Here is a 13,749-nt window from a genome sequence, read left to right as displayed (position 1 = left end):
GCCACGGCGACCGGACACCACGGCGAAGGGCCGCCGCTCCCGGGGGAGCGGCGGCCCTTCGCCGTGGTGCGGGTGGCGGATCCGGGGATCAGCCGATGGCCAGCTTGTTCTTCCAGCCGACCTCGCCGTCGGTGGCCGAGACGATCGTGGCCGGAGCGCCGTGGGCTTCCGCGCCGCCCGGGTAGAAGCGGGCGGAGTTGTCGCCCATCACGGCCCACATGTCGGGGATGCCGTCGCCGTTGGCGTCCGGCGTGCCGGTGAGCAGCCGCACGTTGGTGGCGTCCCAGCCGCCGGTGCCGTACACGCCGTCCTCGCCCTTGAGCGAGTCCGCGGCGGCGGCGAGCGAGGTGAGGCTCGTGCCGCTGCCGTCGCCGTCCTTCTTGCCGTAGCGGATGAGGAGACGGTTGGAGGCGTAGGTGCGGTAGACCAGGTCGACCGCGCCGTCCTTGTTGTGGTCGCCGACGGAGACGATGTCGCGCTCAGCCCACGGGCTGCTGGACAGGCGGACCGACTTCGAGACGCTGCCGCCGGTGTAGCCGAGGAGCGCCCAGAAGGCGTCGCCCTCGGTGGCGAGCATGTCCGGCTTGCGGTCGCCGTCGATGTCTCCGACGGAGACGAGCTGGGTGAGGCCGGCCGGGTTCGGGGAACCGGGCGGCAGCAGCATCTCGGTGCGGCGGCTGACGTCGACGCCGCCGAGGCCGTCGCCGGGGTAGATCCACAGCTTGCCGTCGGGCATGCGGGCGACGAGGTCCTGGAGGCCGTCGGCGCCCCAGTAGTCGCCGTTGTGGGTGATCAGCGCGCCCTTCCAGTAGCCGCGCGCGACCTTGCCGTCGGCCTGGCCGGCCGCGTCGAGGGAGTAGTTGACGTCGCCCTTGGACATGTTGGGGTAGAGCCGCAGGTCGCCGTAGCCGTCGACGACGAACAGGTCGGCCAGCCGGTCGCCGGTGGTGTCGCCCGGGCCGTCGGTGCCGGCGGGCGGCGTGACGTAGGTGAGGTAGTCGGTGCGGTCGGACCAGTTGCCCGCCTTGTCCTTGGTCTTCACGTAGAGGACGTTCGGACCGGCGTGCACCGGCTTGAAGTCGATGTACCAGACGCCGTTCGCGTACGTCGCCGGCTTGTCGTACGTGGTGGTGTCGACGCTGTACCAGTAGCCGCCGACGTCGCTGCCGCCGCCGGTGATGGTCACCTTGCCGGTGGTGCCGAGCGCCGGGCCCCACGTCTCCTTCTCGTCCCAGTCGGGCCAGACGGTGGAGGCGAGGACGGGCGGTCCGGGCTTGCTGGTGTCGACCGTGAAGTAGCAGGTGTCGGAGTACGCGGAGTGGGCGTCCTGGGTGTCCCAGGCCTGCGCCCGGTAGGCGTAGGTGCGGACGCTGTTCGCCGGGAAGGTCGCGGAGGTGATCCGCTTGCTGACCGCGCCGGTGCCGCTGAGGGTCGGCTTGCCGTCGTACAGGACGGGGCCGCCGGCCGGGCTGGTCTGCCAGATCTTCAGGTGGACGGCTTCCAGGTTGTCGTCGGGGTCGGACGACTTGGCGGAGACGGTGACGTCACCGATGCCGAGGCGCGGGCCCGGGGACGTGGTGACGCACTTGCCGCCGGGGCTCGTGGCCAGGGAACTCGGGGTGCGGGGCGGCCGGTTGTAGATGGTCGTCATGACCGGGTTGTCGCGGAACTTCTTCCACGAGTAGACGCTGGTCTCGCTGCTGGCCTTGACGCCCAGCGTGATGTTGGGCCAGCCGGCCGCGTTCGCCTTGACCGCGGCGGCCTTCGCGTCGAAGCCGATGTAGTCGTCGGGGCAGCTGGAGCTGTAGCCGTGCGAGGCGGAGACCTTGTCCAGCTGGTCGGCCCAGTCCGGCTGGTTGTCCCAGCTGGTGGACGAGGAGATGGAGCCGGTCAGCCACAGTTCGACGTCGCGCTTGGAGCAGGACCACGAGTGGGTCTCGTACAGCCGGAACGTGGAGGACTTGATGATGGCGTCCTCGAGGTCCCAGTCGACCCGGAAGAAGGACCGGCCGGTGCCGTTGGTCTGGTTCTCGTAGCCGGCGCGGGCCTCGTCGGTGCCGCCGTTGAAGCCGGCGCCGTTCCAGAAGTTGGACTTCGGGTAGCGCTTGTAGGCGAGGGTCCAGGCCTGGGTGTGGCCGTTGAACGACGGGTCGATGAAGACCGGGTAGGTGGTCTTCGGGTCGTCCAGGAGCTTGGTGTCGGGCCGCAGCGTGAGGGTGCCGCCCTTGAGCTCCGAGCCGACGAGCGCGCTGTGCGTGCCGGGTTCGGGGCCTTCCAGGGCGTGCAGGCCGGCGAGGCCGGCGGGCAGGTCGGTGCGGTCCGGTGCGGCGCCGGTGTCGCTCGCGGTGTCCTTGCGGCCGGAGGAGTCCCACATCACGGGCGTGGGCGCGGTGACGACCTCCTTGCCGGAGGAGTCGGTTCCCGACAGGCCCCCCGCGGCGTTCCGCTTCAGCGCGAGCGTGGAGGAGGACAGCGACAGCGTGAGCGAGCGGACGGCCGGACTGGCCGCGGCCTCACGGGTCCTGACGATCCACGACTGCGCGAAGCCGTCGTTCTTCGCCGTCAGGAGCAGGTCGACGCCCGGCAGGACCTCCGGGTAGAGCGCCCGGGTGCCGGCGATCCGGGGAGCGGGCAGGGCCGCGGGCCAGCCCACGTCGACCGTGTGGCCGCCGGTGGCGAAGCGGACGAGGGTGTTGCCGGCGGGGGCCGCGGGCTCCAGCGGGAGTGCGGCGGCCGGGCGCGCGGCGGGACGGGCGGCGGCACGGGCGGCGCGCTCGGTTCCCCCGGCGCTCGCGCGGCCCGTGCTGCCACCGGAGAAGGTCAGTGCTCCGGTCGTCGCCCTGGTGCGGAAGCCGCCCGCGCCGTCGGCCCGGAGCGAGGTGTCGATCGCGGTCCAGGAGCCGTCCGGGGCCTTCAGCCGGACCGGCGCGGTGGCCTGGTCGCGGGTGAACGTCCCGTCGGGGTTGGCATACGTGGTGGCGTGGGTGGTGCGGAGTCCGGTCGCCTCGACGCGCTTGCCCGTCCTGCGGGCCTCCCGCATCGCGCCGTCCTCGTCGTACGGTCCCCTGGGCGCCGCAGCGGGCGACGCGGACCGGTTCTCCTCGCCGTCGAGCTGTGGCAGCACGGCGAGGCCCGTCGCTGTGACGGCGGCCGTCAACGACGCCGCCACCCATAGGCGTATGCGTCGTCGAGGCCATGTGGGCCGTGTGGTCGTCACGGCACTCCCCCAATTCCTTTTCTGTTTTCCGGAACGGGGCCGTCTCGCGGCGCCCCCCGGCATAGCGGCCGAATCTTTGCACGACCGCGCGGGAAGCGCCGAATCGCCTCTGATCAGCCGCTTCCTGACCAAGGGTCAATGTCCGTTTAATGATCATCAGGGATATTTATCCCCGCTTTATGGGGGTGATTTCCCTGTGCTGAGTCATTCCGGTCATACTTCGGCGACTTTCTTTGTTCGACACTTTGGGGGAAACAACGTGTCTGTCTTCCGGTCCGGACCACCGAGGGGAGGTGGCGGGAGACCACGCGGAGCGGCGGGGGCCGTCCTGGCGCTCGCGATATCCGCCACGCTCCTGCCCGTCGAGGCGTGGGCCGACAGCCCGGTACGCGGTGGTGTGACCCTGCCCGACCTGCAGAGCACCAAGCCCGTACCCGGCGCCGACAGCGAGGCGGAGTTCAAGCTCCCGCCCGCGCCCGACACCCAGGGGGAATACGCGGTCGAGCGCACGGCCGCCCCGGAGAGCGGTACCGGCACCGTCGTCATCAACGGCGGTGCGGCGACGGCCACCCAGTCGTCGCAGGTCCAGCCCTCCTCCGTCCGGCACGCCGTATGGAGCGGTCCCCGCACCGCCCCGGCGCCCGTCACCGGCAAGCCCGGCGAGATGGTCCGCGTCGGCCGGCTGCCGGTCATGCTCGGTGCCGTGCCCGGCACCTTCGACAAGGACGCCACGACCAAGGCGCCCGCCAAGGACGCGAAGGCGTCCGCCAAGAACGCCTCCTTCGCCACCCCGGCCGAGGACCCCGCGCCCGCCGGCACCTGGCAGGTCACCGTCGCCTCGCGCGAGACGACCGAGGCCGCGGGCATCGACGGCGTCCTGATGAAGCTGGAGCCCGAGGCCGGCACGACCGGCCCCGTCCAGGTCGGCGTCAACTACAAGGCGTTCGAACAGCTCTACGGCGCCGACTGGGGCTCCCGGCTCCAGCTGATCCGGCTCCCCGAGTGCTTCCTGACCACCCCCGACGCCGAGGGCTGTTCGGACCCGGTCGAGACCGGATCGGTCAACGACGCCGCCACCGACGTCGTCTCCACCACCGTGGACCCGGCGGCCACGGCGCCCGAGCCCGAGGTGACCCCCTCCGGCTTCACCCGGGTGTCCCACAGCGCCGTCCAGACCGCGGCCGGCGGCGGCTTCGTGCTCGCCGCGACCGGCGGCGGCGCGGGCTCGTCCGGCGACTACGCGGCGACGCCGCTCCAGCCCTCGGGCAAGTGGAGCCACGGCGGCTCGTCGGGCGGCTTCAACTGGGCGTACCCCCTCCAGGTGCCGCCGGTCATTGCCGGCCCCAAGCCCGAGATCTCGCTGAACTACTCGTCGCAGTCGGTCGACGGCCGCACCTCGACGACGAACAACCAGGCCTCCTGGATCGGTGACGGCTGGGACTACCACCCCGGCTTCATCGAGCGCCAGTTCCGCGCCTGCACCGACGACCGCGGCAAGGACGCCCAGGACCGGGCGCCCAACAACGCCAAGCGGAAGACCGGCGACCTGTGCTGGTGGGGCAAGACCGAGAACGCGGTCCTCAACCTCAACGGCTCCACCATGCCGCTGGTCAAGGACGACGCCGGCGGCGACTGGAAGCTCGCCACGGACGACGGCACCAGGATCGAGTACAAGACCGGCGCCGAGAACGACGACAAGGGCGACGCCGACGGCAAGGACACCGGCGAGTACTGGATCATCACCACGCCGGACGGCATCCGTTACCACTTCGGCCTGAACCGGCTGCCCGGCTACACCGACGGCAAGGCCACCACCGACTCCGTCTTCACGGCCCCCGTCTTCGGCAACCACCCCGACGAGCCCTGCTACAAGTCGGGCGACTTCGCCGGCTCCTCCTGCACCCAGGCCTGGCGCTGGAACCTCGACTACGTCGAGGACCCGCACAAGAACGCCATGGCGGTCTTCCACAAGCGGGAGGTCAACCACTACGCACGCAACCAGAAGACCACGACGCCGGTCTCCTACGTGCGCGGCGGCCACCCCACCCGCATCGAGTACGGTCTGACCGCGGCGGGCGGCAACGTCTACGCCAAGTCCGCTCCCGCCCGGGTGGTCTTCACGACCCCCGAGCGCTGCATGACGACCGAGACGTTCGACTGCGCCCCGGAGAAGTTCACCAAGAAGGGCCAGGACGCCCAGCGGTGGCCGGACGCGCCGTCCGACACGTACTGCGCCGAGAAGAAGAAGTGCTTCGTCACCTCGCCCACCTTCTGGAGCCGGATCCGGCTGAGCGAGGTCACCACCGAGGTCGCCAAGACCCCGGGCGGCTCCGACTACCGCAAGGTCGACAACTGGGAGCTGAAGCAGAACTTCCTGCACACCCGCTACGACACCAACCCGCCGCTCTGGCTCGACCGCATCGTCCGCACCGGCTACGACGCGGCCGGCGCGGCCAAGTCGCTGCCCCCGGTGGTCTTCCACGCCAACGGCGACCCGATGCCCAACCGGGTCTCCAAGCCGACCGACGACCGCCCGCCGTTCGAGCGGCTGCGCATCGCCTCGATCTACACCGAGACCGGCGGCGGCGTGAAGGTCAGCTACTCCAAGGCCTGCGACCCGGACGCCCCCAAGCCCAAGCCCGAGGCGAACGGCACCCGCTGTTACCCGGTCAACTGGACGCCGTCGGGTGAGGACACCACCAAGCCCGAGTGGTTCAACAAGTACGTCGTCACCGCGATCCAGGAGGACGACCACGTCGGCGGCGCACCGCCGGTCGTGACCACCTACGACTACCTGGGCGACGCCGGCTGGGCCAAGGACGACAGCGAGTTCACCAAGGTCAAGCAGCGCACCTGGAACGAGTGGCGCGGCTACGGGGCCGTACGCGTCCGCACCGGTGAGACCAGTGCCGACGAGGGCACGACCCGGACGCTGACCGAGACCCGCTACTTCCGCGGTCTGCACGGCGACCCGCTGCCCGGCGGCGCCACCCGGACCGAGACCGTCGTCGACCACGCCAAGAAGAAGATCGCCGACGACCTGCCCGCCTACCAGGGCCAGACGGCCGAGACCATCACGTACCGCGGCGACGCCGCGACCCCCGTGATCGACTCGACCGTCGTCACCAGGCCGTGGACCCGCGAGGCCGCAAAGCACAAGCGGACCGACGGAAGCTACCTGTACGCCCGCCAGGGCGCCCAGCAGGAGACCGAGTCGACCCAGTTCCTCGGCGGCGACCGCACCCGGCGGACCGTCAACAGCACGCTGGAGTTCGATCCGGACTACCCGCTGCCGGTGAAGGTCGAGACGACGGGCGACACCGACAAGCCCGGCGACGAGACCTGCTCGGTGGTCACCTACCGGCACAACACCGCGGCGGGCCTGCTCGGCCACCCGGTGCGCGTCCGGCTGACCGCCGGCACCTGCGCCACCGCCTCCACGGCCGGCGCCGACCGGATCATGGGCGACACCAGGACGTACTACGACGACCTCGCCTACGGCGCCGCACCCACCAAGGGCGCGGTGACCAAGGTCGAGGAGATCGAGGGCGACGGTTCCGGCTACGCCGTGACCGAGCGGACGACGTACGACGGGTACGGCCGTGCCACGGCCATCGTCGACGCCGACGGCCAGACCACCAGGACGGAGTTCACGCCGTCGGACGCGGTGCCGACCAGGACGGTCACGACCAACCCCAAGGGACACCAGGTCACCACCGCCTTCGAGACCGGCCGCGGCCTCGCGCTCACCAAGACCGACGCCAACAGCCGTCTCACCAGGCTCGAGCACGACCCGCTCGGCCGGCTGGTCAAGGTCTGGATGCCGGGCCGTACGTCCGGGACCCAGACGCCGAACATCGAGTACCAGTACCGGGTGGACGGCCGGCAGCCGACCGTGGTCACGTCCAGGACGCTCCGTGACAACGGCTCGTACCAGGTGACCAAGACCCTCTACGACGGCCGGCTGCGCGAGCGGCAGACCCAGACCCAGGCCGTCGGCACGGGTCGGATCGTCACCGACTCGCTCTACAACTCCGGTGGCGGCGTCCGCCGTGCCAACGCGAAGTACTTCGTCAAGGGCGCGCTCACCGACAAGCTGTACGTCCCGTCGAGCGACACCGAGATCCCGGCCTGGACCACCTCGGTCTACGACGGCATGAACCGCTCGGTCAAGGAGGTCACGCACCACGGCGACGTCACCGCGTTCGAGGCCCGGACCGAGTACGGCGGCGACTACACCACCACCATCCCGCCGCCGGGCGGCACCGCCTCCCGGACCTGGAGCGACGGGCTCGGCCGGGTCGTCAAGATCGACCACTTCACCGACGCCGAGCGCAAGCAGGCCGTCAGCACCCACTACGAGTACGACGTCCGCGGCCACCGCAGCAAGGTCACGGACGACTCCGGCGTCGCGTGGACCTCGCTCTACGACGCCCGCGGCCGCGAGACCAGCACCACCGACCCGGACCGGGGCACGTCGTCCTTCACGTACGACAACTCCGACCGGCAGACCAGCGTCACCGATTCGCGCGGCGTCAAGCTCCAGTCGGAGTACGACGAACTCGGCCGCAAGAAGGCCGAGTACCAGGTCGAGGGCGAGACCCGCACCCTGCGGGCCTCCTGGCAGTACGACACGCTCGCCAAGGGCCTGCTCACCTCGTCCACCCGGCACGAGGGCGGCGCCGAGTACACCACCGAGCTGACCGGCTACGACGCCGACTACCAGCCGACCGGCCGCAAGGTGAAGATCCCCGCCGCGGCGGGCGCCCTGCAGGGCGAGTACACCTACTCCTTCACCTACACGCCCACCGGCAGCCCGGCCACCACGACCCTGCCCGCGGGCGGCGGTCTGACGGCCGAGAAGCTGGTCACCCGCTACGACGCCCAGGGCCTGGCCCTGTCCACGTCCGGGCTCGACTGGTACGTCAGCGACACCAAGTACGACCCGGAGGGACGCGTCCTCCAGACGAACTCGGGCAGCGCCCCGTACCGGCTGTGGACGACCAACTTCTACGACCCGCACACCGGCAAGCTGAAGCAGACCGTCAACGACCGCGAGGTCGCGGACAACCGCATCAACGACGTCCGGTACACGTACGACACCATCGGCAACGTCAAGAAGATCACGGAGCACACGGGCAGCGGGACCAACAAGGTCTCCGACACCCAGTGCTTCGCCTACGACGGCCTGCGGCAGCTCACCGAGGCCTGGACCGCGAAGACGACCGACGTCTGCGCCTCCAGGCCCACGGCGACCGAGGTCGGCGGACCGACGCCGTACTGGCACTCGTACACCTTCGGAGCGACGGGCAACCGCACCTCCGAGACCCGGCACGACCCGTCCGGTGACACCACCAAGGACGTCAAGAACACCTACAGCTACCCCGCTCCGACGGCGAAGCAGCCGCACACGCTCTCCTCGGTGACCGCCGAGGGCGCGGGCGGTCCCGCCGCCCCGTCCACGCTCGTGCACGACGCGGCCGGCAACACGGAGGAGCGCACGCAGGGCGGTGTCCGGCAGAAGCTGGAGTGGGACGCCGAGGGCCGCCTCAAGTCCGTCAGCAACAAGGACACGAAGGCCGAGCTCGCCGCGTACGTCTACGACGCGGACGGCAACCGGCTGATCGGCAGGACCGCCACCGGGACCACGCTGTACCTCGGCGAGACCGAGCTCACCGCGCTGCCCGACGGCACCGTCACCGGCAACCGGTACTACACCCACCCCGGCGCCCCCACGGTCATCCGCACCGCGAGCACCAAGGCGCCCGGCGCGGACAAGGTCTCCGCGCTGATCAGCGACAACCACAACACCGCGAGCTTCGCGGTGGCGCTGGCTCCCGGCATGGCCACCACCGGGCGCAAGCTGTCGCCCTACGGCGTCCCGCGCGGCGCCGCCCCGGCCAACTGGCCCGGCACCCGCGGGTTCGTCGGCGGCACCACGGACGCGACCGGGCTGACCCATCTGGGGGCCCGGGAGTACGACCCCGTGCTCGGCCGCTTCCTGAGCGTCGACCCGGTCATCGACATGATGGATCCCCTGCAGATGCAGGGGTACAACTACGGCTACAACAACCCGCTCGCGTTCATGGACGCGGACGGACGCTGGGGCTGGTCGGACGTCACCCACGCCACCCTCGACGTCGTCGGCATGGTGCCGGTCGTCGGCGAGGCGGCGGACCTGGCCAACGCCGGCATCTACGCGGCCGAGGGCGACTGGAAGAACGCGGCCCTCTCGGCGGCGGCGGCCGTCCCGGTCGCCGGCAACGTGGCGACCGGCGCCAAGCTGGTCAAGAACGCCTCCAAGGCCGTCGACGCCGGCACGGCCGTGGCGAAGAAGTCCGACGACGCCGTCGATCTCTCCAAGAAGGCGCCTCCGACCAAGGAGGCTCCGAAGAAGAAGGAAGAGAAGAGCCAGCGCAAGAAGGACAAGGACGACGACGAGGAGTACGTCGACCTCTACCACGGAACGACCACGAAGAACGCGATGCGCATTCTCGAGGACGGGGTCAATCCGAAGATCAGTCCTCGTCCGATGGACTTCGGCGTCGGCTTCTACACCACCAACGACCTCGACCAGGCGAAGAAGTGGGCGAAGAACCTGTCCGGCCGGGCCAAGAGGGACGGCGCGAGCGAGGCGGAGGCGGCTCCGGTGGTCATGCACTACCGGGTCCCGAAGTCGGAGTTCGCGAAGCTCAACGGAAGGGTCTTCAAGACGGCCGACAAGTCGTGGGAGAAGTTCGTGGAGACCCACCGCAGGAAGGACTACGCGAAGAACCACCACAAGTACGACTACGTGGAGGGTCCGATGCTGGGCAACAGCAAGGTCTGGCCGGCGAAGAAGAGCCAAGGCGTCAAGCCGACGTCCTTCGGACACCAGATCTCCTGGCACATGAGCTGGGCGAAGAGCTTCTTCGCCATGTTCTTCTCCGGACTGATCTGGTTCTAGCGGACACGGCCCACAGCGGTCGAAATGCCTGATCACCGCCCCGGTACGCTCGTCGTCGAGTGTGCCGGGGCGGTGTCGTACGTTCACGGCGGGAGACAGGAGAACGGGGAGCCCATGCCGGACGCCGAGAACGACACGCACGACATGAACGACGCGGACGACGTGGACGCCGTCGAGCCCTGGGACGCCCCGGGGCCGCTGGAGCCCCGGGTGCTGCCGGAGGGCGCCCAGGCCGACCCGGTGACCGCCGCGCTGCTGATGCTGCGCCGCTACGGCGGCCTCCTGGAGCCGCCTGCCGCCTCACCCTGGTACGGGGCGGTCCGGGACGGAATGTGCGGGGCCCACGGGCTGGCCGGGGCCATGCTGCGGTTCGGCTACGGGGAGGGGGACGACGAGGTCGAGCCGTACCAGGTCGGCTTCGTCCGGCAGGACGTCGCGGACGCGCTCCAGGAGATCGCCGACGGCGCCTTCCCCCGGGACGAGACCGTCGAGCTCGTCCTGGAACTGGCCAGGGCCGTGTACGACGTCGTGGCCGCCCCCGGGGACCCGGCGCCGTTCGACGCCGCCTGCGCCCTCGCCGACCGGCTCGGGGGCGAGCAGGAGCGGGCGTCGCGGTCGAGGGACCTCGCGGAGCTGGCCGCCGCCCGCGCGGAGGGCCGGACGGCGGACACCCTGGCCATGCTGGAGCGCGACGAGGCCTGCGCGCGTGCCTTCGCGGACCGGGCCGGGGACGACCTGCGGCGCCGCGGCCACCGCCTCGGCGCCGTGCTCGCCGGGCTCCCGATGCCCGTCTCCGAGGACGGGCTCGACCTGGTGCGGGAGATCGCCGCGGCGATGGGCAGCCGCTTCGGGATCAGCGACGAGGAGGCGGCGACCCGGCTCGCGCACTACTTCGCCTCCTGGGACCTCACCGACGATTCCGAGGCCGGAGCCCTCGACTACATCGGCCACCAGACGCCCGAGGAGTGGGCCGGCAGCATCTACCTGGGCCTGGACTTCCACGAGGTCCAGCCGGGCACCGACCTCAGCGGCCACGAGCCCCGGCCGCTGCCGGAGTAGCCGGCCCGCAACGCCCGAAGGGCCGTCGCTCCCCCGAGGAGTGACGGCCCTTCGTACGTACGGGTGACGGGATCAGAGGATCCGCACGGCACCCGACGGCATGTCCCAGTCCAGGGAGCGTTCGACGACACCGGTCGACGGGTTCTGCGCGCCGACGTACTTGCCGCCGCCGACGTAGATGGCGACGTGGTACGAGCCGCTGCGGCTGCCCCAGTACAGGATGTCGCCCGGCTGCAGGTTGCTCAGGGAGACGGAGGTGCCCATGCTCGACTGCGAGCTGGAGACGCGCGGCAGGTCGATGCCGGCCTGGGCGTAGGCGGCCTGCACGAGGCCGGAGCAGTCCCAGGAGTTGGGGCCGGTGCCGCCGGAGATGTAGGCGTCGCCGATCTGGGCCTTGGCGAAGGCCACGATCGCGGCGGCGGAGCCGGTGGCGACCTGCGAGCTGCTGGAGGAGGAGCTGCCGACGGAGTCCGAGGAGGAGGACTTCGCGGAGAGCGAGGTGCGCGTCGCGGTGCGGGAGGCGCGCTCCTGGGCCTCGGCGCGGGCCTTCTCGGCGCGCTCGGCCTCGGCCTTGCGGTCGGCCTCGGCCTTGGCCTTCTTGGCGTCCGCGGCGGCCTTCTTCAGGGCCGCGTTCTCCTGGGCGGCGAGGCTCTGGTCCAGGGCCTCCTGCTGGCTCGCCTCGGCGGAGGCGGAGACGGCGCTGGCGAGGTCGGCGTCGAGGGAGCCCAGGGTGGGCATCTCGAGGGTCGTCTCGGTCACCGGCTCGGCGTTCGCCGGCGCGGCGGCACCGGCCACCGCGATGGTGCTGAAGACGCCACCGGCAACTCCGGCCCGGAACGCCATCTTCGAGGCGCTGCGGCGGGGCTTCCGGTGGCTACGTATGGGAGCGGTCTGGGACATGAGTACAACCGCTATCAGGGCTTCACGGTTCCCTTCAAGAAACGTGGGTTGCGCCACAGTTACGTTCGGAACCTCTTAATCCGCTTCCTCTGCGCCCTTATTGACGCCGTAACGGGCAAATCGGGCACGGCTCATTCGGCCCTTGATCACGGGTTTTCAAGGAAAGGTCCGAATTGCCCGTCGCTTACCACCTCTTCACGTCGATGGCCAAGCCCCGTTTTCCGCTCGACGTTTCGGTGTGGTGCAGGTCACATCCGGGCTCGTGAACGCGTGCACGTGTCCACTCGGGTACGCGCGACCCCTCGACCGGGCGACGGCCGGTTCCTTTATCACCCGTCCGCGTCCCAGGACCAATTTGCTTGTAGCCCCCAACGCTTGATAGTGCAACACCCCCTCCGACCAGCGTTTTCCGGTGCGGATGTCACATCTGGTGATCACCTGGGCGCTTCGAGTGGCAAGATCACCGCTCATCCGACTTCATGATCGTTCGTCAGGTGGCAGAGATCACAAAGTCGTTGGCGTACCCCGTGTCGCAGATCACAGAGGGGCGGGCTTAAGATACGCGGCGTCGGGCTTGTGAACTGCCTCACATGTTGGCGATCTTTCGCAGGGGCCCCATGAGCCGACGGTGCGGTCCAACGGTCAAGGACGACTGGAAGGAGCGAGGAGCGTGAATGCGTACGCGCCCATCCTCGTGCTCGGTGCCCTGGGAGCGGGGTTTGCGATCTTCTCCGTGGTCATGGCCACGCTTATCGGGCCAAAGCGGTACAACAGGGCAAAACTTGAAGCGTACGAGTGCGGCATCGAGCCCACCCCGACGCCGGCGGGCGGCGGCCGCTTCCCGATCAAGTACTACCTGACGGCGATGCTCTTCATCGTCTTCGACATCGAGATCGTCTTCCTCTACCCCTGGGCCGTCAGCTTCGACGCCCTGGGGCTTTTCGGGCTCGTGGAGATGCTGCTCTTCGTGCTCACCGTCTTCGTCGCCTACGCGTACGTGTGGCGGCGCGGCGGCCTGGAATGGGACTGAGGGGCTGAGGAGCACCCATGGGACTCGAAGAGAAGCTGCCGAGCGGTTTTCTGCTGACGACCGTCGAACAGGCCGCGGGCTGGGTCCGGAAGGCCTCGGTCTTCCCCGCGACCTTCGGCCTCGCCTGCTGCGCCATCGAGATGATGACGACCGGCGCCGGCCGTTACGACCTGGCCCGGTTCGGCATGGAGGTGTTCCGAGGCTCTCCGCGCCAGGCCGACCTGATGATCGTGGCCGGCCGGGTGAGCCAGAAGATGGCGCCCGTCCTGCGGCAGGTCTACGACCAGATGCCGAACCCCAAGTGGGTCATCTCCATGGGGGTTTGTGCGTCTTCCGGCGGAATGTTCAACAATTACGCGATTGTGCAGGGCGTCGACCACGTTGTGCCGGTTGACATCTATTTGCCGGGTTGTCCGCCGCGCCCGGAGATGCTGATGGACGCGATCCTCAAGCTCCACCAGAAGATCCAGGGCTCCAAGCTCGGCGTGAACGCGAAGGAAGCGGCCCGCGAGGCGGAGGAGGCGGCGCTCAAGGCGCTGCCGACGATCGAGATGAAGGGTCTGCTCCGGTGAGCGACGCACGCGCGGCCGCCGGGCC

The 13,749-nt window shown here is 70.1% G+C and carries 6 protein-coding genes; 4 read left to right on the top strand and 2 right to left on the bottom strand.

Annotation, left to right across the window (positions count from 1 at the left end; all coding sequences use genetic code 11):
• Positions 1–88 precede the first annotated feature (88 nt).
• Positions 89–3,169 carry a VCBS repeat-containing protein gene (locus ACFY8W_RS10900; protein WP_391102936.1) on the bottom strand — a complete coding sequence of 1,027 codons (3,081 nt, stop codon included), beginning with the start codon at positions 3,167–3,169 and terminating at the stop codon, positions 89–91.
• 445 nt (positions 3,170–3,614) lie between these two features.
• On the opposite strand from ACFY8W_RS10900, the gene ACFY8W_RS10895 reads away from it, so the two are divergent.
• Positions 3,615–10,163: a DUF3990 domain-containing protein gene (locus ACFY8W_RS10895; protein WP_391102934.1), complete on the top strand. Its 6,549-nt coding sequence runs from the start codon at positions 3,615–3,617 to the stop codon at positions 10,161–10,163.
• Between the two features lie 114 nt (positions 10,164–10,277).
• Positions 10,278–11,222: a hypothetical protein gene (locus ACFY8W_RS10890; protein WP_391102932.1), complete on the top strand. Its 945-nt coding sequence runs from the start codon at positions 10,278–10,280 to the stop codon at positions 11,220–11,222.
• A 72-nt stretch (positions 11,223–11,294) separates the two neighbouring features.
• On the opposite strand, the gene ACFY8W_RS10885 is transcribed toward ACFY8W_RS10890, so the two are convergent.
• Positions 11,295–12,122, bottom strand: coding sequence for an NlpC/P60 family protein (locus ACFY8W_RS10885; RefSeq protein ID WP_391102930.1), 828 nt, complete (start codon positions 12,120–12,122; stop codon positions 11,295–11,297).
• 670 nt (positions 12,123–12,792) lie between these two features.
• On the opposite strand from ACFY8W_RS10885, the gene ACFY8W_RS10880 reads away from it, so the two are divergent.
• Positions 12,793–13,152 carry an NADH-quinone oxidoreductase subunit A gene (locus tag ACFY8W_RS10880; protein WP_003956195.1) on the top strand — a complete coding sequence of 120 codons (360 nt, stop codon included), beginning with the start codon at positions 12,793–12,795 and terminating at the stop codon, positions 13,150–13,152.
• A gap of 17 nt (positions 13,153–13,169) precedes the next feature.
• Positions 13,170–13,724, top strand: coding sequence for an NADH-quinone oxidoreductase subunit B family protein (locus ACFY8W_RS10875; RefSeq protein WP_356061230.1), 555 nt, complete (start codon positions 13,170–13,172; stop codon positions 13,722–13,724).
• Positions 13,725–13,749: the final 25 nt, after the last annotated feature.

Origin of the sequence: Streptomyces sp. NPDC012637, assembly GCF_042954805.1 — a bacterium.
GTDB lineage: Bacteria > Actinomycetota > Actinomycetes > Streptomycetales > Streptomycetaceae > Streptomyces.
This window is presented reverse-complemented; position numbering and strand designations above follow the sequence as displayed.